Here is a 22,816-nt window from a genome sequence, read left to right as displayed (position 1 = left end):
AATTTAATTCAATAAACTCAATCAGTTGAAAAGATGTATTTTTTACACATTTTCTAATCGATCGGCCATTTCGGATAACTTTAAGTTAGCGCAGGCACCTGGCGAAACCCGATCGCGCAGGGCTTGAAGCGGTGACCTTTGGGCCAGATCTTGATAATTGTCTTTTAACTGTTGGTAGGCTTGTCTGAACGGTACTCCTTCACGAGCCAGCTCAATCGCCTTATCGGTAGCAAACATGGCTGGTTCGATCGCCTTTTCACAATTGGCATGACAAATATCAACACCTGACAGCAGTTCAGGCACTAATGCGAGACATAACAATGATTCAGTTATACCATTGATTAATGGTGCCTTAGTATTTTGCAAATCACGCTGATAGCCGCTGGGCAATGACAATAATGACTCAATTTCATTGTAAACTCCGACTAGCTTTGCATAGTGCGCTCGCATCAACTCCACCGTATCGGGGTTACGTTTGTTGGGCATAATGGATGAGCCGGTACTAAACAGGTCGGGTAATTTCACCAGATTAAACTCAGCACTGGTAAACAGGCTCAGATCCCACGCCAAACGCCGGATATCCAGCATGGCCTGTTTAAAGGCCATTAAAACCTGTAGCTCAAATTTGCCGCGACTGTTTTGCACATACATCGGGTTAACCTGCATCCGGGCAAAGCCCAAAGCTTCAGTCGTGAAATCCCGATCAAGCTCCAGATTCACACCATAACCCGCGGCAGTGCCTAACGGGTTTGCATCAATCCAGTCGAGCGTCTGTTGTGCCAGTTGCGAGTTATCGCAAAACGACTCAGCAAAGCTGGCAAACCATAAGCCCCAGCTGGATACCACCGCCCTTTGAATGTGAGTATAGCCCGGCATGATGCTATCTTTGTGCTGCTCAGCCTGGGTTAAACAGACTTGCGCAATCTGCACATTGATTTGCTTTAGATCCAGCAAAGCCTGCTTACAATACAACCGGGTTGCAACGGCCACCTGATCATTACGACTACGTCCCGTGTGAATTTTCTTTCCTAGGTCACCTAGCTGCTCTGTTAAAAAATATTCGATGGCAGAATGGCCATCTTCGAATGACTGGTCCAAAACAAACAGCCCCTTTTTGAACTGATATAGCAAGTCATCCAAACTGACTGTGATTTGCTCAAGCTCAGCGTGAGATAAGATATCAATACGTTGCAATCCTTGTGCATGAACTTTGCTGGCCTGAATATCAAATGCAAATAGATGCTGATCAAGCAGCACATCCTCGCCGGACATGAACTGTTCTACCTTTTTTTGAATGGCTGTCTTGTCGCTGCTCTGAACTGTTGACCATAATTTGTCTGACAGTACTTTTTTTGAAATGGGTGGCTTAGTCATAATTGATTGCCTCTAAAGAATTAAGATTGAATGCTTGATTGGCATTTTGTAGCGCCTGAACCGCAGCACCTTTGAGCAGGTTATCGAGAGCACAGCACACCACTAAGTGACAGCCACTTTTATCGAGCTTGAAACCTCCAACAATCGCGCCGACCTTACCCTGAATATCTTTTACCAATGGAATAGTCTCGCGCACTTCAATCAAAGGATGATGCTGGTAGAGCTTTTTAAACTTCTCAATCACTTCTTCAAGAGTCATTGGCTGCTGCAAGCTAATATGAGTAGTCATGGAAATGCCGCGAAAGAAACTGGCTACGTGAGGCGTAAACTTCACGTCTGTATCTAAATGATGACTCACTTCTTTTTCATGAAGATGCTCTGACAGTTGATAGGGAATTAGGTTATCTTTTAGTAGTTCAAGATTGTTCTTATCACTCGGGTTGGTTCCTGCGCCACTGTAACCGGACACTCCAAAACAGTGCGCTGCCCCATCAATAACTGGAGTTAATGGTGCCAAAGACAGCTGCATTGCAGTAGCATAACAACCGGGATTACTGATCCGTATTTGATCTGTTGTTTGACTCAGCTCAGGTAAGCTGTAATACCAGCTCTTGTCGAAGCGATAGTCTGCGCTTAGGTCAACAATCACCGACTGACTGGACAATCTATCAATTTCTGTAACATAGGATTGAGCAAGGCCATTAGGCAGCGCTAGAAATATCAAATCATAATTCCCTTCGGCCACCTGTGCGGGTGTAGCATCCTGATAGTAGAGAGTATTGTTGCTATATCCATTAACCGCCTGCCCCTGCTTACTGCGTGAAACCGCAAGCGCTAATTCAAAAACAGGATGCTGGTTTAGTAGTCTGATTAATTCTTCGCCGACATAACCTCTGGCACCAATCAGGGCAACGCTGATTGGTTGGCTGTTTGAATGGCTCATGACAATTCTCCGGAATTAACGGTACGGGGTCTGTTTATTGCCTGTTGCACACAGGATTGAATTAATGAGAAATCATCAACGCCTCGCCAAAAGACATTCCACTCATTTCCTCTAATAAATCCATCCGCCATTGAGAAATAAAATTTATTGATCGGATTGTGAGAAGAAGCACGCCAGAATAACTGTGGATTGTCGTGTAGCATCGTATTCCAGACGGCGGTGCCTAACCCCTCACCTTTAGCAGAGTCTTCCACCACAAATTTATCCAGATAAGGAACGGCATAATCATTGGTGACAATAGTTGCGGCTCTATAGCACTCTGTCACATAAGCTCTGTGCAGCTGTGTTTGTTCAAAATAATGTCGCTGTAAATGATGCCCAAAAGATGACTCAATTAAACCGGTTAATTTATCTTGAGCAAGATGTTGCCAGTCATTAAACTGGTGTATCTTTTCGCCCTTATTGACCAAAGTTCCTGAGCCACGGTCGGTAAACAATTCTTTAGCGACAAGGCTGGGTTTGGTAATTGAAACCGAAGTTGCGTTTGACACATGATTTAATAGCTCGTAAATCTGTTGCAGCTTTAATTTCATTCCCGAATGCAGCCAGCTCTGTTGCATCAGATAGTCGTAGTCATTTTGTAAACTAATGGCTGGAATCAGTGTTTCATCTGCACCCAGTATGCCACCTGTTCCCGTCAAAAAGACCACCTTATAGGGCTCAATGGCCTTTGCTAATGCAAGGGTAGCAGTATCTGCGTTAATGTTAACAATCTGGCCTTGCTCCGTTTCACCCAAAGGACTGACTACCGGAATGGCGCCATTCCTAACACTTTCAATCAAGTCATGATCATGCACGGACTGGATTGTTCCAACCAGACCCAAGGTTTCATTTTCCAGTTCACATTCAAAAATACCAGAATAAAAAGAAGCGGCATCGACTCCAGCATTTTTCAAAGTATTCACCAGATTATGATTCTCAGAGATAAACACCTTGCGCGCTACTTTTAGAACCTCTGAATTAGTAACGCGTTTACCCTCAATAAACTCAGCCTCTATTTTTTCCTGCTCCAGTTGCGCATTAAGTTGTGGACCAGCGCCATGCACCACAATGGGTGTCAAACCAACCTGCTGCAAAAAAGATAAGGATGACACCAGGTTATCTATGTCATCTTTTAAAATAGCTCCACCCACTTTGATGATGGCAAACTTCATTCCTTCATTACTGGAAAAACGTTTCAGGTATTTGCGGATTTCACTTTCACTGCCCATGTTATTAAGCAACCGAACAATGGTCTCTTTGACTTTGTGATTAGTCATCGCCAAGTATCCTCCAGTAATTCATAACCACTGTTTCCAGATCACTTATTGCCACCCATTCATTCGCAGTATGAGCCTTATCAATATTACCGGGTCCATAGACAATTGCTGCATAACCTGCCGCTGAAAACAACGCCGCTTCGGTCCAGAAATTCACCGGTTCACTCAACTCTAAACCCAGTTTGTTTGCTAGACTAACATTGTCCGTTTGTTGCTCATCTGAATGTTCGCTGGTCTTTGTGGCAGGAAACGAAGGTGCCATAAATTTAGGCGTGACAGTAACTGGTTGACTCATGTCTATTGAGCTGACCATCTCTTGCAATAGATGCTCGGGATCATCACCTGGCAATGGCCTGATCCCCATTTGCAACGTGACATGAGGGGCAATAATGTTAGGTTTGATTCCACCTTCGATCTTGCCAAGATTAAGACAAGCTCCTTGCAGATTATAGTAGCTTGATTGCAACTGACCTGTAGCCCATTCAATTGCCTGACTCATCCAGCTTGTGGCTTGATGGATAGCATTTTCTGTGAGTGCTCTTGGTTCAGAACTGTGCCCGCTTTTTGCCGTGAACAAGATCTCAGCAGTAGCAACACCACGATGTGCTAAAACGGCTTTGCACTGTGTTGGCTCTGCAACTACGACACCTTCATAGTCATGCTGTTGCTGTAAAAATGATTTAACACACAGGCTGTTGCCATATTCCTCATCCGAAGAAAAAAGTACCGCATAATCATTCAGTCCCTGCTCAACACAAGCCAGAAAGCAGGCTGCGGCACCTTTGATGTCACAACTTCCTAAACCAAACGCCTTGTCATCTTTTATGATTAATGCAAAAGGATCGGTTTCCCATCCTTGCGCCACTGGCACTGTGTCGATATGAAAATTGAATAAATATTTAGGCTGCCCTTTTACTGCCCAAACATTAATAGAGCCATCGCCATAATCCATGACCTCCACTTGTCCATCGCTTAATTGCTCAGTCAAATAATCAATGATTCCAGACTCATGAATTTGGCGTGGAGGATTGCCAGTGTTAAAAGCTACTAATGCTTGCAAATGTTTAAGAGTGTTTTCTAGAAGTATTGAGGTCATGCAGCACCATCCTGCTCTTGCATAACTTTGGCCCAAGTTGCAGTGCTGTTGCCATACAATTGAATAAAGCCTACTGCCTCTTCAATTCCCCAGCTGGCAGTTTGAGCGTAACTGGCATCTTTACTTACTAATAGTGATGGGCTGTTAACCGCAACTACTTGAAGCTGTCCTGCATACACTAACAACTCAACCGAACCATTAACGTGCTGTTGTGTCGAGGCGAGGAACTGATACAAATCGTTGCACAAAGGATCAAAGTAGAAGCCTTTATAAACCAGCTCTGTCCATTTATCCGCAACCTGTGGTTTGAATTGGTTTTGCCATTGAGTCAGTACCACCTCTTCAATGGCCTGATGCGCTTTCAGCAAACCAAACAGTGCCGGTGCTTCAAAAACAATACGTCCTTTCAAACCAATGACTGTGTCGCCGGTATAGATACTTCTACCTACACCATACTGACCCAGTATCTTATTCAGGTATTGCATAACTTCGACACCTGTCTTTGGCTCTCCATTAATGGCTACTGCTTGTCCTTGTTTAAACTCAATTCTTAGCTTCAGAGATTCTTCTGGGAAGTCATGATAATGATTGGTTAACACGTATGTATCATCTTGCGGCTCTTGCCACTGATCAATTTCGGAACCGGAAATGGTTACACCCAGCAGATTTTCATTAATGCTGTATTTTTTATGTTCCGTTGATGTTTTAAATCCTTTTTCCTGCAAATATTCAATTTCATAATGTCTAACATCTTTAACCTGCTGCTGAATATCCCGAATTGGCGATAAAATGGTGTATTCACCCAATGCCTTGATCGATATATCGAATCGCACCTGATCATTGCCCATGCCGGTGCAACCGTGAGCAACAATGTTTGTGTTGAGCTGCTGACACAGTTTGATAGATTCTTTGACGATCAGATAACGATCAGCACACAGCAGTGGATACTGCCCCTGATATTTTGAATTGCCCCACACCAGTGGCGTGATAATTTCTTCCCATAACATCTGTTGTGCGTCGACTTGCCAATGCTGTTTCGCTCCTAACCCCAACGCACGCTTTTCGATCTGATGACACTTTTCACGGCTGACACCACCCGTGTTAACAAATAAGGTGTGAACCTCATACCCTTTTTCCATTAAGTAGGGCACACAAAAGCTGGTATCCAAACCACCTGAGAATGCTAGAACGACTTTCTTTTGACTCATGACTATTACCTATGGCTGTTCATTCAAGAGGAATGATGATTGACTAAAGAATTCATTAATGACTTTTGTACATGCAGACGGTTTTCAGCTTCCTGAATGGCAACGCAATAATCAGCATCCATAACGGCATCGGTTGCTTTGACATTACGCCTCAAAGGCAAGCAGTGGCTGAATAGTCCTTGATTGGTCATTGCCATTTTTTTCTCGTCGACAATAAAGTGTTTGTACTGGTCACGAATTATCTTTTCTTTTTCCCACTGCCCGAAATATGGCAAGGCACCCCAACTTTTGGCATAAACAATCTCAGCCCCGGTATAGGCCTCTTCTATATTATGCGTTACGGTTAAGTTCTGATGATTCTGGTTGCAGTTGTTCTGGGCTGACTGCATATAGTGTTCATCTAAGACATAATCAGGTGTCGGGCACAGCAGAGTGACATCCATACCAAATTTACTAGCGATCATGAGCGCTGAATTTGCAACTGCGGTATTGAGTGGCTTTGGATGATAGGTCCAGGTCAACACATATTTTTTTCCTTGCAGGTCTCCCAACTTTTCCTGCAAGGTCATAATGTGTGCCAGCTCCTGACAGGGATGGGTGATGGTTTCCATATTAATGACTGGTACGCTGGCAAACTGGGCAAAGCTATTTAGCAGTGTATCCAGCTTGTCTTTTTGCCAATCAACGAATTTTGGGAAAGCTCTAATGGCAATAAGATCACAATAACTGGAAAGCACCTGAGCGACTTCTTTAACATGCTCTTCAGCTTCGCCATCCATAACTGAACCCAACTCAAATTCGATTGGCCAGGCATCTTTACCCGGCTGCAACACCACCGCATGGCCGCCAAGTTGTTCGATCCCAATTTCAAAGCTGGTACGGGTTCTCAATGATGGATTAAAAAACAATAGCGCTATACTTTTGTTTTTTAACAAAGGTTGGATTGGAGATTGTTTCAGATCTTTGGCAAAGTCCAGAATCTGTTGCAGATCCGGTTTTGACCAATGCTCTGTGGTTAGAAAGTGCTGCATGTTAATTTACCTTTTAATTGCCTTTGCTCAGAGCCAACGGCAGGTTTTTATGCAGGCATAAAAAAACCCAGCCGATGGCTGGGTTTCAAAATCTAGTTAGATACTTTTTTTACGCGCTATAGACCCCAGCCTTCCGAATACGAAAGCTGCGACGTCGTAGTTGTGCGATTAAAACTAAAGTATGTTTCATTGGTTAAAATTTGCTAAATGTGTTGTTCATTGCAGGCAAATCTACAACGATAGTTCTGATGTGTAAACCTTTTTTTAAGATTATTTAGTTATAACTCTTAGTGGTCATGATTTATTTCTGTTTGCATCTGATGGTGCTGATGGCCACCCTGTCCGTTCGAGATTTTAGTAACTGCTTGATAAATATAGAAGCTACCCCAGAGAATGAATAACAGACCAAAGACAGCACGTACCTTTGGGTTACGGAAGAAATTGACTAGTTTATTACTGAACACACCTACCGCGAACATGGCTGGTAAAGTCCCTAGCCCAAAGGCCACCATACTGGTGAAACCACCTATTGCTGTTCCTGAAGTACTGGCCATAGCTAGAGCACTGTAAACCAATCCACAAGGTAACAACCCCCATAGCAAACCGACTACAGCAGCCTGATGAAATTTCTTGATGGGTAGAAAACGGCTTTGCACCGGCGAAACCTTCTTCCACAACTTACGACCGATACTTTCAAAATAGATCAGAAAGTTCTGCCAGCTTAATAGATAAAATCCCATCATGATCAGCATGATGCCACCCAACACGATTAATACTGGGAAGTTAGTCCACTTGCTAAACAGGTAACCAAAACCACCTGCAAGCGCGCCGAGAATACCGTAACTGAGAACGCGGAATATCTGGTAAGTGAAGGAAAGACGTATTGATTTTTCTTTTGCATTACCGGTATTCAGTGCAACGGTTAAGCCACCACACATACCAATACAATGAGTAGAGCCTAAGAAACCCATGGCAAAGGCAGATACTAAAGCGGTTAGTTCTTGATCACTGATCATTTCTTTTTCTCTGATGGTTTATCATTTTCTTTGGCAACTTGATCAGTGTCGGTATCATCTTTGTTATGTTCCTCAAAAAGAATGCGACTCGCCTCTTTATCCAAGTCGGAATACTGATCGGAATTTACCGCCCAGAAAAAGATACCAATGGCTATAGCTAATAAAACTAAGGTTAGTGGGATCAATAAATAAATTGCGTCCATAATTAACTCATGGCCTGTTTGCTTTCGCGTTTAAGCTTCAGTGAATTAAGCACCACTACAATCGAGCTGAGTGACATACCAATGGCGGCCAAATAAGGTGGAATATAGCCCATTGCTGCGAACGGGATCATGACCGTGTTATAAGCCAATGCCCAACTAATGTTCTGTTTGATCACTGACTGAGTTTGACGGCTTTTCCTCAAGACAAAAGGTATATCCAATAACTTTTCTGACAACAAATAAGCATCAGCTGTGGTGCGCGTTAAGTCTGAAGCCTTTGCCATAGCAATCGATGAATCGGCAGCTGACATTACTGGTGCATCATTCAGTCCATCACCAACCATCAATACTCGCGCGCCATTGGTCTGCAATGACTTTACATACGATAACTTCTGCTCGGGGAGCATGGCATGGCTCCAGAGCTCAATCCCCAACTGCTTTGCGACCTTTTCAGTTTGCTCACTCGGATCGCCACTTAAAATATGCAGTCGATACCCTTTGTCTTTCAATTGCTCAACCATGGACTTGGCCTGCTGCCGAATTTTATCGGTTAACACAATATGTGCTATTAGATGCTGTCCATCATAGAGCCACAAACCACTATCAGAAGGTAACTCAATAGTAGCTCCACGAGACTCGATGAACTGACGATTGCCAAACCAATATTGTTGCCCGCCAATTTTTCCAGACACACCAGCAAAGGAATGATGCTCGATGTCATTAGCAACAACATCTTTAGACTGATACTCGTAAAAAGCTAGCGCGATAGGATGCTCCGACTGAACTTCCAGTGCTGCAATAATAGCTAATACCTGTTCCTTTGAACGGTCAGCAAAAAGCTCAACCTTATCAACGGTAAAAGTCCCTTCGGTCAGGGTTCCTGTTTTATCAAAGATCACATCGGTGATATGACTGGTATTTTGTAGAAAGTGCTGGCCTTTGATTAATACGTTTCGTTGGTTATGGGCCAAGGCACCACAAGTCATAGCAATCGGGGTAGCTAAACCAAGCGCGCACGGACAACTGACCACCAGCACCGAAAGTGTAATCCAAAGCGCTTCCTGCGGTTCATGGCGTAACCAATACCAGGCGACGACCGTTGCCAACAACAAGATAAACAACACAAAGTAACGCGCTACCGTATCAGCCAGCAAACCGATCTTTGGTTTCTCCAATAGCGCCGCCTCTTGCATGCTCAATAGCTTTGTCCAATAGCTGTTGCTAGCGTTACTTGTAACTTTAATGCGAATTGCTTGATGCGTATTAACACTACCGGCCATCACCATCTGTCCTTGGTGCTTTTGTCGTGGTAGAAACTCACCATTGAGCATGGCTTCGTTAACTTCCGCCTGTTCAGTAATTAACTCACCATCAATGGGTACAGTCGCACCGGGGCGAATCAGAATCTCATCACTTTGCTGCAATTTTTTCAGAGAGATCATCTTTCCTTGCGATTGTTCATAATCAATTTTTTCTGCATAGACCGGCAAAGTGTTTTGACCTTTATACACTTTTTCGCTGACCTGTTGTCGTGCTCTAAACTCCAGGTAGCGTCCAATCAGGAGGAAAAAAACAAACATGGTTACCGAATCAAAATAGACTTCACCACTTTGCGTAATCACTGCCCAGATGCTGGCGCTATAAGCTAAAAATAAAGCTAATGTAATCGGCACATCCATGTTCAGACGGAACTGTCTCAATGATTGAATAGCGCTAAAATAAAAAGGGAATCCAGCATAGAATAAAACGGGAGTGGCAATAAAAAAGCTTACCCAACGTAAGAAATGACCATGCTGTTGATTGACGTCATCCCATGCGCCAAGATATAAGCCCACCGCATACATCATCACCTGCATCATGCCCAGCCCGGCCATGCCTAAACGACGTAACCAGCTTTTCTGTTGCTTGATATTGATGGCCAGAGCTTGCTCAGGTTTATAAGGCAACGCCGCATAACCCAGCTGATGTAAGCGTTTTAATATTTTGCTTAACTCAATGGTTTCAGGCTGCCATTGAAGATTAATGGTCTGTGCCGCTACATTGACCTGCGCGCCGGTAACGCCAGTCAGCTTTCTTAAGGTTCGCTCAATCAGCCAGGCACAGGCACTACAGCGAATTGATTCGGATAATAAAATAATCGAAGAAGATTTGTCGTTGGTAGCGGAGTTATTATTTTCACCGACCAGATATTCGGCTTGAATATCCTCTTCATCAAAAGCGATTAATTCGGGAGGAAGCTCCTGGTCAGGACGAATAGCCTGTTCGGTCCTAAACTGATAGTAATCGGTCAGGCCATTATTAACGATAGTTTCTGCCACCGAATAACAGCCAGCACAACAAAACTCTCGCTCTTTATTAAGCACTTCAAGTGTCTGATGATAATTTGCCGGAATAGGCAGGCCACAGTGAAAACACTCGCCACGGACTTTTGCGTCCATATCAATAACCCAGTGTTAATTCACGCTTAGTGGGTAAGGTCCATATCTGTTCCAGTTCCCATTCATCTCCGTATGGGCGTAAAGTGACATGCCATTTACCTTGCGTATCTTTTTCTGACCCATCATTGGTCAACTCTGCAAAGTAAACACCATTGGCATTTTGTTTTAATGCCAAAGAAAAATCACGCTCTTCTAAAGTTGCATGGCGGAAATCTAAAAACAGACTATCACCAATTGGTTGATTTGATGCTAATCGGATTTCTAAGCGCTGCCCAGTCAGATCGATATCGGCACGAATTCCCATCTCTTTTGCCAGCTGACGCTTTTCCAGAACCTGATTGATCGCCAAACCTTGCTTGTAATAATCATCTTTGACCATACTCGCTGGATTGTTGACGGCAATCGTCACCAACAATATTCCAGTTACCACCGAGCTAGCGGGAATGGCAATAACAAACCAGGGCCAAAATTGTTTATACCAAGGTTTAGTATCTTGTTCTTGCACTTGATTCATGTAGGTTCCGCGCGATTAGCGTCTTTTAACAGGGCCAATAAAATTGGTCGATTGATTGATAGCTATGGACTCGTCATCCACACTTTGCATACGAACTGTCAGCTTCTCAGTAGTACCAGTTAAATTAAATGGGTCAATCGATACACGCACCGGAACTGTCATGGCAGCGCCAGCAGCCACAGTAACTGTTTTTGGCCCCTGATACACCAGCTCAGAATGACCGGTAATTTCAATAGTAAAAGTGTGCTCTGCTTGATCTTTATTAACGATTCTTAGATTGTAAATATTCTCGATGAAGCCTTCAGCAGTTGTTAGATATAATCGGTTACGGTCTTTAATGATGTCGAGCTCCAACGGTGTACGCAACCATACTGCCAAAACAAAAATCAAACTCATTAACAGTAGCACGGCTCCATAACCTATGGTCTTGCCGCGTATTAGTTTTACTTCTTTACCGTTATCGCGATTTTCCGTGGTGTAACGGATCAACCCCGGCTCATAGCCCATCTTATCCATCACTTCATCACAGGCATCAATACAGGCTGCGCAGGCGATACATTCGTACTGCAAGCCATCACGGATATCGATACCAGTCGGGCATACATGGACACACTGCAAGCAGTCAATACAATCGCCTAGCCCTTTCGCTTCATATTCTTCCTTGGGCATATCTTTTTTACGTGGCCCACGATCTTCACCACGCTCTTCATCATAGGCAATGATCAGCGTGTCTTTATCAAACATCGAACTTTGGAAGCGCGCGTACGGACACATGTAAATACAGACCTGTTCACGTAACATGCCAGCGTTGCCCCAAGTTGCAAAGCTGTAAAATAACACCCAGAAAGTTTCCCAGGGGCCTGTACTTAACGTTAATATTTTATCGGTTAACTCTGTGATTGGCGTGAAATAGCCAACGAAGGTATAACCCGTAAAGAGTGCAAAGACTATCCATAAAGTATGCTTGAATAGTCGCTTACGAATTTTTTCAAAATTCCACGGCTGCTTATCAAGTTTAAGCTGCTTGTTTCTATCACCTTCTGCTAAACGCTCCATCCAGATAAATACTTCAGTCCAGACCGTCTGTGGGCAGGCATAACCACACCATAAGCGACCAGCCACTGTGGTAAAAAAGAACAGCGCCATGGCAGCGATGATTAATAGCAACGTCAGGAAAATAAAATCTTGTGGGAAAAACGTTAGCCCGAACAAATGAAATTTTCGAGCAGGGAGATCAAATAGAACGGCCTGCTGACCGTTCCAACTTAACCATGGAAGACCATAATACAGGCCAAGCAACAACCATACAGACAAGACCCGGAGGTTATTAAAACGCCCCGACACACTCTTCGAAAAAACTTTTTTACGTTTTTCATAGAGGTCTTGCTCGTCACCGACGACGTACGTATCTTGTTGTTCGCTCATTGCTCAAACCTGCATTAATGTTTGGATCAATATTACCTTTTTTACTGTTGGCTTTGCTCATCGTCTGCATGGGACAAGCTATACACATAGGCAGTAACCAGGTGCGCTTTTTGTTTACCTAAGATTTTATCATGAGCTGGCATGTTGGCTTGAATACCATTCTCAATCACATCTTTAATCATGCTAATGGAACCACCATGTAACCAGGTTGTGTCTTTCAGGTTCGGAGCACCCATCGCTGTATTGCCAGTCAGGTCTTTTGAGTGGCAAACAGCACACATGGCTTCGTACTTAGTTTTACCTTCATTCACTAATTCTGGTTTAAAAGTACGCTCCACTTCGTTTTCACTCAAAATATAGTGAACCACTTGCGAAACACCTTCTTCACCTAAAGCACCACCCCAGGCAGGCATCGCACCTTTACGACCTTCCATAATTGAATACATGATGTCATCAGGTGTGCCACCATATAGCCAGTCATCATCAGTCAGATTAGGGAAGCCGATACCACCGCGGCCATCAGCACCATGACAACCAAAACAGGTGTTAGCAAAGATTGACTGGCCCATTTGCAACGCTTCAGGCTCATCCTGCAAAGTTTCCACAGACATAGCCGCATACTTTTCAAAGAGAGGCATATACTTAGCGTCGGCTTCCGCCACTTCCTCTTCATATTGACCGATTTGCGACCAACCTAATACACCCTTGAACTTACCTAAGCCTGGATACAAAATCAGATAGATAACCGCAAACACAATGGTGATATAGAACAACCATAACCACCAACGTGGCATGGGATTGTCATACTCTTCAATACCATCGTATACATGCCCGGTAGTTTTTCCCTGTTCACCACTTTGCTTCTTCTTACGAGTGAAAAAGAGTAGTGCCACGCAACCAAGAATATTGATGGCAACGATCAGAATAATATAAAAACTTAGTGCATTACTCATGAGTCACCGCCTCTTTACGATTGCTGGATGAGCCAGAGTCTCTATCATCCTCATCCAAAGCCATACGCGCCGCATCTTCATACATTGGCTTACGTTTTTTCGAGTAAACCCAAATACAGAGGCCAATAAACAGCAGCATAATAATCAGGGTCATAACGCCACGAAAAATATTAATATCCATTATTCACCTCCTGAATCTTGTACTGTGCCATGCTCATGACCAAGCGATTGCAAATACGCAATCAAGGCAGTGATTTCTTTTTCGCCTGCAACCTGATCTTTGGCGTTAGCAATTTCTTCGTCAGTATAGGGAACGCCTAACTTGCGCATGGTTTTCATCTTGGCAGCGGTCTTCTCACCATCAAGAATATTTTCATCTAACCATGGGAAAGATGGCATGTTCGACTCAGGAACTGGATCGCGAGGATTCATCAGGTGAACGTAATGCCATTCATCCGAATAGCGACCACCGACTCGTGCCAAATCGGGACCCGTACGTTTTGAGCCCCACAGGAATGGAAACTCATAGACGTCTTCGCCCGCTACCGAATAGTGACCATAGCGCTCCGTTTCCGCACGGAAAGGACGCACCATCTGGGTATGACAGACGTGGCACCCTTCACGGATATAAATATCGCGACCTTCCAACTCAAGCGCAGTATAAGGGCGCAAAGTTGAAATAGGCTGCGTGGTATCTTTAAGGAAAAATAAGGGCACGATTTCTGCCAGGCCACCAAAACTGATGGCAACCACAATTAGAATACCCATTAAACCAACATTCTTTTCGACTTTTTCATGATTCATCTGTGTGCCCTCCTAGTGCGCTGGTTGTGGGATACGAGTATCCGCATTTTTAGCGCCGGAAATAGTCTTCATCACGTTGTATGCCATTACGAACATACCGGCCAGGAAGATGATGCCGCCGAGTAAACGAATACCATAGTAAGGATAGGTCGCTTCTAAGCTCTGCACGAACGAGTAAGTCAAGGTTCCGTCAGAGTTGGTTGCACGCCACATCAAGCCTTGAGTCACACCCGCAATCCACATTGCTGCGATATAAAGCACCACACCAATAGTCGACAGCCAGAAGTGCATATTGATCAAGCTGATGCTATGCATTTTTTCTTTACCGAAAATAGAAGGAATCATGGCGTACAGTGCACCAATCGAAACCATCGCTACCCAACCAAGAGCACCAGCGTGAACGTGGCCCACCGTCCAGTCAGTGTTATGCGATAAGGCATTCACTGTCTTGATGGACATCATCGGGCCTTCGAACGTCGACATGCCGTAGAAGGAAAGAGAAACGATCAGGAATTTGATGATTGGGTCGGTACGCAACTTATGCCATGCGCCGGATAAGGTCATGATACCGTTGATCATGCCACCCCATGATGGAGCAAGCAGAATCAATGAGAAGACCATACCTAATGACTGAGCCCAGTCTGGCAATGAGCTGTAATGCAAGTGGTGAGGACCCGCCCACATATAAATCGCAATCAAGGCCCAGAAATGCACAATCGATAAACGATAAGAGTAAATCGGACGACCCGCCTGCTTAGGAACATAGTAGTACATGATGCCCAGAAAGCCAGCAGTCAGATAGAAACCAACCGCGTTATGGCCGTACCACCACTGAACCATCGCATCAATCGCACCCGAGTAAACCGAGTAAGATTTCCATGAAGTCCAATCTATAGGAAGTGCCGCACTGTTAACGATGTGCAACACCGCAATGGTGATAATGAATGCGCCAAAGAACCAGTTCGCTACATAGATGTGCGATACCTTACGCTTCATAATGGTGCCGAAGAATAATATGGCGTAAGAGACCCAGACGATAGCAATTAAGATATCAATTGGCCACTCTAGCTCAGCGTATTCTTTAGTGGAGGTTAACCCCATTGGTAATGTAATCGCCGCCAACACAATCACTAGCTGCCAACCCCAGAATACAAACGCTGCCAGCTTATCGCTGATCAGGCGTGCATAACTGGTACGTTGAACACAGTGCAATGACGTTGCCATCAACACACAGCCGCCGAACGCAAAAACAACAGCGTTAGTGTGCAGAGGACGGAGACGGCCGAATGACAGCCAAGAGGTATCGAAATTCAATGCTGGGAACATCAACTGGGCAGCGATTAAAACCCCAACCGCCATGCCGACAATTCCCCAAACTACAGACATAATGGCAAACTGCCTTATGACCTTATAGTTATAATTATCTTTTTTAAGCTCACTCATTATAACCTTCCTTATAAACCAAGGACTTACATAAACTCAGGGTGTTTTAGCAGTGTGATCATAAGGAAGGACCGATATTGAATACTTGATCTGGATCAAGCGAATCCATAAAGGCCTGATTTAATTCATATATGAAGTGATAGGTAATAACTAATCAGTGATAACTGTAGAGGCAAACTTCCCTCTCTACCGCATTCATACATGAACCTTAAGTCACTCTTTCATAAAGACATATCCCTAAGCGTTAGCGTCGAGTCATTACCATCGCTAATCAGGATAACATAAGATTCTAATATAAGAAGTATTGGATTGGCATTTTTACAAGCCACTATTCACACGAGAATAACTAAGGATTAGAAGCGAGAATGATTACTTATTCTAGAAATAATTAAACGTAATGAAAATGATTATCATCCCGCTGTTTTGCAGCGTGTTAATGCTTTCAAAATAGCGGAATGTTCAATTTTAAATGAAGTGAAAGTTTATCGAGCAATACGTGCTATTAACTTTGCAATCGACTTACACCTTAAAGTTAGAATAAGTGCAAAGACTAGCTCAACACCCGTTGACATGATTTGCGCCATTTGTTCAGGTCCAAAGGAAAAAGTAGACGACATCGTTGAAAGGAAATTATAAGAAGTAAACCAATAAACACTATCCATAAATGATAGATACAAGAAAAACAAACCAATTGATGCAATCAGAATTGAGAGAAGGTTAATGGGGCTTATGGGCTCGAACTCTCGTTCTTCGTTACCCAACAACTTATAAGCAACGGTCAAAGGAAAAAACCATAAAAGAAATGATATCAACATTGGAAGCGCAACAATCACCAACAAGAGCGGTAATGACCTCATAGAAAATCCACCAAACTCAGAGGAGTAATAAAATGAAGTTATAAATGCCGCAAGATTAAATACCCCATAGACCATCAAGCAAATCGCAAAAAGTCGAACCGCTAACCCCAAGTAATGAATTGGTTTCATGTTTTTCCCTTTTATATTCTTGAGTTCTAAGTTATCAAATTTTACCTGAGTATATTGCTTCAGTTGGGTAATTAAAAGACAGGAACCTACAACCAAGACACTATTCTCGATAACATTTCTTACAAATCCCTGCTTGCTCAATTGACTAATATTGCTAGGCTGTTGAGTTAAGTTTTTTTCATGTGTTGTTATTGGGGGAGTTTTGATGAAAATTGCAGTCCTGTTATTGAGTATGTCCTTGTCTTTTAGCGCATTTGCCGCTGAAGATAAGTCAGAAGCACCAAATCCGTATCCTGAAGAGAAAACCGTTATTACTGAGCATTCGACCAAAGTTGGCGGTAAAACCATCAACTATAAGGCCGAGACCGGTAATTCTTTTGTTTATAACGACAAAAACGAAGTCATCGGCTCAATCTTCTTCACTGCTTACACCCAGAAAGGCGCAAAAGCGAAAAATCGTCCGATTACCTTTGCCTACAATGGTGGTCCTGGCTCAGCCTCGGTCTGGTTACATATGGGTACGCTTGGGCCGAAACGTGTGGTGATGGATAAAGAAGGTTTTCCATTAAAGCCGCCGTTCGACATGATCGATAATGAATATTCCTTACTGGATCTAACGGATATCGTGTTTATCGATCCGGTAGGCACGGGTTACAGTCGCGCGCATGACAAAGGCACTGATAAAGACTTCCACGGTGTGTGGGAAGATATTTCTACGGTCTCTGAGTTTATTCGTCTGTATATGACTCGCAACGAACGTTGGAGCTCGCCCAAGTTTCTGATTGGCGAAAGCTACGGTACCACTCGTTCAGCCGGTATCGCTTACCACATGGGCCAGAACCACGGTGTATACTTCAACGGTATTATGCTGGTGTCCAGCGTCCTCAATTTCCAACTGGATGATTTTAATGACCAGATGGATCTGCTGCCACCCGTCACCATGTTACCTAGCTACACTGCCGCCGCCTGGTATCACAAAAAACTGAAAGCACCATTGGCTGACAATTTGCAAAATGCCATTGCACAGGCCAAAGAGTTTGCTTTAAACGAATACGCACTGGCTTTGCTGCAGGGCGATAATCTTGAACCTCGTAAAAAACGCGCCATCGCTGAACGAGTAGCAGAGTTGACCGGTCTATCAGTTGATTTGGTGATGGAGAAAGATTTGCGCATTTCGCTGAATGACTTTGTGCACAACATCAAACGCAAAGAAGGTGAAACCATTGGTCGCCTGGATAGTCGTTTTACCACGCCAGAACTGGATGCATTGAATAAACAGGGCTATCGCGACCCAAGCTATATGGCGATTCACGGCACCTACACCGAAAACCTGATGACCTACCTTTCTACTGAGCTGAATTATAAGTCTGACTTGCCCTACTACATTTTAGGCGGCGGCGTAAAAAGCTGGAACTATGAAGATTTTTATCGCCAAAATCGCGACATCAGCGACAAGCTGACTGCAGCGATGCTACGCAACCCAGATATGCAGGTTTATGTCGGCAATGGTTATTATGACTTCGCAACGCCCTTCTTCGCCACCGAATACACTTTTTCGCACATGGGCTTGCCAAAACAGTTAAAAGACAATGTTCATATGAGTTACTACGAATCAGGCCACATGATGTATATCCGCGAGCATGACCTGATTAAATTGAAGAAAGATTTAACCGAGTTCTTCAAGAAGTCGCTGTAAGACATTCTTGTCCTTGTAATGCAATCGGGCGACCACACTGGGTCGCCCCTACCTTGCGTAATACCTACCACCCTCATTTATTTGTACTCCCCTATTCCCAATACCCTGTCATCCTCATACAATATGCCCAATTTTTAACCTCTATTCATTGAGATTGAATCATGGCAAAAGCAAGTGATGTAAAACGCAATATGGCCGTTGAATACAATGGCAAGTTGTTAGTAGTAAAGAACATTGAAGTCAGCAGCCCCAGCGCGCGCGGTGCCGCAACCTTGTATAAAATGCGTTTCACCGATGTTCAGACTGGCCTGAAAGTCGAAGAACGTTTCAAAGGTGATGACCAGATCACCACCGTTGATTTAACCAAACGTCCAGCAACTTTCTCGTACACTGAAGGCGACAGCGTTATTTTCATGGACAGTGAAGATTACAGCCAGTACACCTTCAACAAAGAAGACATCGAAGATGAGTTGTTGTTCATCACGGAAGGTATCGAAGATTTGCGCGTCGTTTTAGTCAACGACAAAGTGATTGGCCTTGAGCTACCACAATCGGTTGAAATGGTCATTGAGCAAACTGATCCTTCGATCAAAGGTGCTTCAGCCACAGCTCGTACAAAACCAGCAACTTTCGCAACTGGCTTAACCATTCAGGTTCCAGAATACATTGCCAATGGTGAAAAAGTTAAAATCAACGTCGAAGAAAAGAAATTTATGAGCCGCGCGGATTAATTCCGCGCTTTCTGATTTATATTTAAGCATCAGTTAGTGTAGGATGATTTTATAAAATTAATGCTTATGATTTCTAATGAAGACAATTGTTGTTCTTGGTGGCTATGGTAATTTTGGCAAGCGCATCGTTGAGGAACTTACTCAACTAACTGATGCTGTAATTTACGTTGCTGGACGGGATGCACAAAAAGCCAACCACCTTATAAACAAGCTTTCGAGCCAGTCAAAAGCAGAGTTATTGCCTTTACCCATTGATATAACTGCTAATAATTTCCAGGCACAACTTCAAGCATTAAACCCTTTCCTAGTCATTCATACCAGCGGGCCGTTTCAAGGACAAGATTACCATGTACCCGAAGTCTGTATTGATATCGGGGCGCATTACATCGATTTGGCTGATGACCGACGATTTGTTTGTGATATTAAACAGCTTGATACTAAGGCCAATAAAAAGCATGTCTTAGTTGTAAGTGGTGCTAGTTCTGTGCCTGGTTTATCATCCGTTATTCTTGACCATTATTATTCCGGTTTTTCAGAAATCGATACTATTGATATTGCCATTGCACCGGGCAATAAAGCCGAAAGAGGCGAAGCCACCATTCGCGGCATTCTTTCCTATACAGGCCACCCTTTTCCGATCTTTAAAGGTGGCAACTGGGTAAACGGATATGGTTGGATGGATTCACGCAAGATCAACTTTGATGATGACAATGATAGTCGCCCACTGGCGAACGTGGATGTGCCAGATTTAGAACTATTCCCAGACAGATATTCAGTAACCAACACAGTGAAGTTTCAAGCTGGTCTTGAGCTAAACCTGTTACACCAAACCATGGTATTTATGGCCTGGCTTGCGAAAAAGAACATTGTTAAGAACTGGGCGCCTCTGACTAAGCCCATAATGAAAGCAAGCAATCTATTGAAAGTACTTGGTACTGATCGTGGTTATATGCGAGTCGTTATTGAAGGAAAGGATCTACGACTCAAACATAAGACAATCAAGTGGATCCTTACTGCGGACAAAGGTATTGGCCCTTACATCCCCACTCTGTCCGCTATAATCATTGCCAAAAAATTGATAAACAATAAGATAGATCTGCGAGGCGCCATGCCTTGCCTGGGGCTTTATACTTTGGATGAGTTTTTGCCCTATGCAACACAATTGGATCTTCAAATCCGGGAGCACACTATTGGATAGCTACCTTCTTTTGAAACTGCTGCATATTTTATCAGCCATAATGGTCATGGGTACTGGTGCTGGTATTGCATTTTTTATGTTCATGGCCTACCGCTCCAAAAACATGCAGGCAATTTCTGTCACAGCCAGAAATGTTATTCTGGGAGATTGGATTTTTACCTTTCCTGCAGTAATAATTCAGTTTGTGACTGGTTTACTGTTGATGGAAAAACTTAATTACTCTTACACATCGCTCTGGTTCTATTGGGTTGTTGGCTTGTTTATTTTTATCGGAGCTTGTTGGGTTCCAGTAATCCGTATTCAATATCTACTATTTTCGCAAGCTAAGCTTTCATTATCCCAAGGCAAGCTTACCGACAAGTTTAACCGATATATGGTGTGGTGGATCAGTCTTGGTATTCCAGCATTCCTTGCTATTATAGGGTTACTTTTTATTATGGTCTTTAAGCCTTTCCCTATCGTATGACTAAGCAGATGAAGATCCATACATTGCTTGCTTTAGCGCGTTACTCGCTAGCCTTTCTTTGGATATTTACAGGCTTAACTTCTGTATACTTTGATTATCAAACAGGTCATGAACTCCTGATTAATTTTGGCTTTAATGACTCAATTACTCTCACTTTAATTTACAGTGGTGCCATTTTAGATATTGGCTTAGGACTCTGGATACTTAATAATACAAAGATGAAGCTATGCTATGTCGTACAAATAATAGTTATAACAAGTTATACCATCCTATTGACTATGATAGAGCCCTCCTATTGGCTACATCCTTTTGGGCCGCTTAGCAAAAATCTCCCCATAATTATGCTAATCTTCATTCTTCACTACATGACCGACGATTCTTCCACTGAGAGAGCGCTATGAAAATCATTCTGTTACCCGGTGTTGATGGCACGGGCATTTTATTTGAGCCTTTTGTTAATACTTTTAAAGCTGATGTTCCGGTCGAGGTGATGCCACTGACCGAGGATTCTGATCAAAGTATTTTGAATCAGGTTTCGATTATTGAGCAGGCCGTCGGTGATGAGGAGATTATTCTGATTGTTGAGTCTTATTCAGGCTTACTTGCTTATGAGTTGGCAAAGCGTAATAAGATTCGTATCAAGCAAATCTTTTTCTTTGGTTGCTTCCTGCAGCCGCCTAGTTTCATAGGCAAGATTGGCCGCTTTCTTCCAGTTCGTCTGTTGAATGTTATTCCTGACAAACTACTTTCGCGTATTCTATTTAATCGCTGGTCATCACCCGAATTAATTGCGCTATTTCACAAAGCGGTTGCATCAGTCGACTTTCCAAACCTGAAAAAACGTCTTAAAACTATCGCGACTCATCAAAAACCCACTCAGCTTATCGATGTGCCTTGTGTCTATGTACAGGGCACCATGGATAACCTGGTTAGTGCGTATAACCTCAAAGCATTTGAAGAGCTCTGCAGTAGCCTACAAGTTGAAGTGGTCGAAGCAACCCATATGCTTCTGCAAACACAACCTGAAACTATGTCACAACTCATTCACAAATATCTTCAGTTATAACATTAGCGCACAGTGACTATGTGCATTGGGTTATAGTCCCAACTCCTGTTTGTCAGATACCATGGACTTAACATACATTGTAAGTTGATTAGCGGATTTAACATGGCTGAGCAAAAAGCGACAATTGCATTTCTTTCTCATGGCGGTGGCCCTTTACCGCTGTTGGGCGATGCTGCCCATCAAGAAATGGTTACGAGCTTACAATCCTTAGCCAAAGAGTTACCCAAGCCTGAAGCAATAATTGTTTTCAGTGCCCACTGGGAAGCATCAGAAGTTAGCATTACATCAAGCCAAAAGCCTTCACTTTATTACGACTATTATGGGTTCCCGGAAGAGTCCTACCATATTCAGTATCCTATAACTGGCAGCCCAGAACTAGCCAGCAAAATTCAATCGCTGCTGGCCCACAAAAAAATATCATGCCACATGGAAGATAATCGTGGTTTAGATCATGGGGTTTTTGTTCCCCTCAAGATTATGTATCCCCAAGCGGATATCCCAACCGTACAAGTGTCATTGCTTAATGGGCTGAATCCTGAGGAACACATAAAATTAGGACGCGCACTCAGGCCCCTTTTGTCTGACAATATATTGATCATTGGCTCAGGTTTTTCATTTCATAATTTAAAAGCTTTTTTTGGTGCTTCGGATCAACAGTCACGACTGCTTAATGAGTCTTTTGATGAATGGCTGACCGAAACTTGTTTGAGCGCTTCGCTGCATGAGTTTGAACGCGCTGAACGTTTGATGGAATGGCAAAATGCACCAGGCGCACTTTATTGCCATCCTCGCGAAGAGCATTTGATACCACTGCACATTTGTTATGGCCTAGCGCAGAAACCAGCGCACAAGCGACTCAGCTTTGAAGTGATGGGCAAAAAAGCGAGTTGCTTTATTTGGGGTTGA

General features: G+C 43.4%; 23 protein-coding genes. 7 read left to right on the top strand and 16 right to left on the bottom strand.

From position 1 onward, the window contains the following. Positions 1-42: 42 nt before the first annotated feature. From argH to KKOR_RS02675, 16 genes are all read right to left on the bottom strand, one after another. Positions 43-1,374: an argininosuccinate lyase gene (gene argH, locus KKOR_RS02750; RefSeq protein ID WP_012800482.1), complete on the bottom strand. Its 1,332-nt coding sequence runs from the start codon at positions 1,372-1,374 to the stop codon at positions 43-45. Then, a complete protein-coding gene (argC, locus tag KKOR_RS02745; RefSeq protein ID WP_012800481.1) occupies positions 1,367-2,317 on the bottom strand; it encodes an N-acetyl-gamma-glutamyl-phosphate reductase in 951 nt (316 codons plus the stop codon). The genes argH and argC overlap by 8 nt, the downstream gene beginning before the upstream one ends. Continuing rightward, positions 2,314-3,636, bottom strand: coding sequence for an acetylglutamate kinase (locus KKOR_RS02740; RefSeq protein ID WP_012800480.1), 1,323 nt, complete (start codon positions 3,634-3,636; stop codon positions 2,314-2,316). The genes argC and KKOR_RS02740 overlap by 4 nt, the downstream gene beginning before the upstream one ends. Further along, on the bottom strand, positions 3,629-4,732 hold the full coding sequence (locus KKOR_RS02735; RefSeq protein WP_012800479.1) for an acetylornithine deacetylase: 1,104 nt from the start codon (positions 4,730-4,732) through the stop codon (positions 3,629-3,631). The genes KKOR_RS02740 and KKOR_RS02735 overlap by 8 nt, the downstream gene beginning before the upstream one ends. Continuing rightward, positions 4,729-5,940, bottom strand: a complete 1,212-nt coding sequence (locus KKOR_RS02730; RefSeq protein WP_012800478.1) for an argininosuccinate synthase — start codon at positions 5,938-5,940, stop codon at positions 4,729-4,731. Before KKOR_RS02730 ends, KKOR_RS02735 begins: the two co-directional genes overlap by 4 nt. A gap of 23 nt (positions 5,941-5,963) precedes the next feature. Further along, a complete protein-coding gene (locus KKOR_RS02725; protein WP_012800477.1) occupies positions 5,964-6,971 on the bottom strand; it encodes an N-acetylornithine carbamoyltransferase in 1,008 nt (335 codons plus the stop codon). A gap of 287 nt (positions 6,972-7,258) precedes the next feature. Continuing rightward, entirely contained in the window at positions 7,259-7,987 is a 729-nt protein-coding gene (locus KKOR_RS02720) for a sulfite exporter TauE/SafE family protein (RefSeq protein ID WP_012800476.1), read from the bottom strand. Further along, entirely contained in the window at positions 7,984-8,190 is a 207-nt protein-coding gene (gene ccoS, locus KKOR_RS02715; RefSeq protein WP_012800475.1) for a cbb3-type cytochrome oxidase assembly protein CcoS, read from the bottom strand. The genes KKOR_RS02720 and ccoS overlap by 4 nt, the downstream gene beginning before the upstream one ends. A gap of 2 nt (positions 8,191-8,192) precedes the next feature. Further along, a complete protein-coding gene (locus KKOR_RS02710; RefSeq protein WP_012800474.1) occupies positions 8,193-10,628 on the bottom strand; it encodes a heavy metal translocating P-type ATPase in 2,436 nt (811 codons plus the stop codon). A 1-nt stretch (position 10,629) separates the two neighbouring features. Beyond that, complete coding sequence (locus tag KKOR_RS02705; RefSeq protein WP_012800473.1) at positions 10,630-11,142, bottom strand: FixH family protein; 513 nt, start codon at positions 11,140-11,142, stop codon at positions 10,630-10,632. A gap of 15 nt (positions 11,143-11,157) precedes the next feature. Further along, on the bottom strand, positions 11,158-12,567 hold the full coding sequence (gene ccoG / locus KKOR_RS02700; protein WP_012800472.1) for a cytochrome c oxidase accessory protein CcoG: 1,410 nt from the start codon (positions 12,565-12,567) through the stop codon (positions 11,158-11,160). Between the two features lie 41 nt (positions 12,568-12,608). Then, positions 12,609-13,520, bottom strand: coding sequence for a cytochrome-c oxidase, cbb3-type subunit III (gene ccoP, locus KKOR_RS02695; RefSeq protein WP_012800471.1), 912 nt, complete (start codon positions 13,518-13,520; stop codon positions 12,609-12,611). After that, positions 13,513-13,701 (bottom strand): cbb3-type cytochrome oxidase subunit 3, encoded by a 189-nt coding sequence (locus KKOR_RS02690; RefSeq protein WP_012800470.1) that lies wholly within the window; start codon positions 13,699-13,701, stop codon positions 13,513-13,515. The genes ccoP and KKOR_RS02690 overlap by 8 nt, the downstream gene beginning before the upstream one ends. Beyond that, a complete protein-coding gene (gene ccoO, locus KKOR_RS02685; protein ID WP_012800469.1) occupies positions 13,701-14,324 on the bottom strand; it encodes a cytochrome-c oxidase, cbb3-type subunit II in 624 nt (207 codons plus the stop codon). The genes KKOR_RS02690 and ccoO overlap by 1 nt, the downstream gene beginning before the upstream one ends. A gap of 12 nt (positions 14,325-14,336) precedes the next feature. After that, positions 14,337-15,767 carry a cytochrome-c oxidase, cbb3-type subunit I gene (gene ccoN / locus KKOR_RS02680; protein WP_012800468.1) on the bottom strand — a complete coding sequence of 477 codons (1,431 nt, stop codon included), beginning with the start codon at positions 15,765-15,767 and terminating at the stop codon, positions 14,337-14,339. A 482-nt stretch (positions 15,768-16,249) separates the two neighbouring features. Beyond that, the gene (locus tag KKOR_RS02675; protein ID WP_041295991.1) at positions 16,250-16,894 is read right to left on the bottom strand and encodes a hypothetical protein; all 645 of its coding nucleotides are present in this window, start codon (positions 16,892-16,894) and stop codon (positions 16,250-16,252) included. A 64-nt stretch (positions 16,895-16,958) separates the two neighbouring features. Here KKOR_RS02675 and KKOR_RS02670 point away from each other — a divergent pair, with 64 nt between their 5' ends. From KKOR_RS02670 to KKOR_RS02640, 7 genes are all read left to right on the top strand, one after another. Next, a complete protein-coding gene (locus tag KKOR_RS02670; protein WP_012800466.1) occupies positions 16,959-18,449 on the top strand; it encodes a S10 family peptidase in 1,491 nt (496 codons plus the stop codon). Between the two features lie 161 nt (positions 18,450-18,610). After that, complete coding sequence (gene efpL, locus KKOR_RS02665; protein WP_012800465.1) at positions 18,611-19,180, top strand: elongation factor P-like protein EfpL; 570 nt, start codon at positions 18,611-18,613, stop codon at positions 19,178-19,180. A gap of 76 nt (positions 19,181-19,256) precedes the next feature. Continuing rightward, a complete protein-coding gene (locus tag KKOR_RS02660) occupies positions 19,257-20,378 on the top strand; it encodes a saccharopine dehydrogenase family protein (RefSeq protein ID WP_012800464.1) in 1,122 nt (373 codons plus the stop codon). Further along, positions 20,371-20,844, top strand: coding sequence for a DUF2269 family protein (locus KKOR_RS02655; RefSeq protein ID WP_012800463.1), 474 nt, complete (start codon positions 20,371-20,373; stop codon positions 20,842-20,844). Before KKOR_RS02660 ends, KKOR_RS02655 begins: the two co-directional genes overlap by 8 nt. Beyond that, positions 20,841-21,245 (top strand): DoxX-like family protein, encoded by a 405-nt coding sequence (locus KKOR_RS02650; protein WP_012800462.1) that lies wholly within the window; start codon positions 20,841-20,843, stop codon positions 21,243-21,245. The genes KKOR_RS02655 and KKOR_RS02650 overlap by 4 nt, the downstream gene beginning before the upstream one ends. After that, positions 21,242-21,910, top strand: a complete 669-nt coding sequence (locus KKOR_RS02645) for an alpha/beta fold hydrolase (RefSeq protein WP_012800461.1) — start codon at positions 21,242-21,244, stop codon at positions 21,908-21,910. The genes KKOR_RS02650 and KKOR_RS02645 overlap by 4 nt, the downstream gene beginning before the upstream one ends. A gap of 102 nt (positions 21,911-22,012) precedes the next feature. After that, positions 22,013-22,816 carry a DODA-type extradiol aromatic ring-opening family dioxygenase gene (locus KKOR_RS02640; protein ID WP_012800460.1) on the top strand — a complete coding sequence of 268 codons (804 nt, stop codon included), beginning with the start codon at positions 22,013-22,015 and terminating at the stop codon, positions 22,814-22,816.

It is taken from the genome of Kangiella koreensis DSM 16069, assembly GCF_000024085.1.
Classification (GTDB): Bacteria; Pseudomonadota; Gammaproteobacteria; order Enterobacterales; family Kangiellaceae; genus Kangiella; species Kangiella koreensis.
This window is presented reverse-complemented; position numbering and strand designations above follow the sequence as displayed.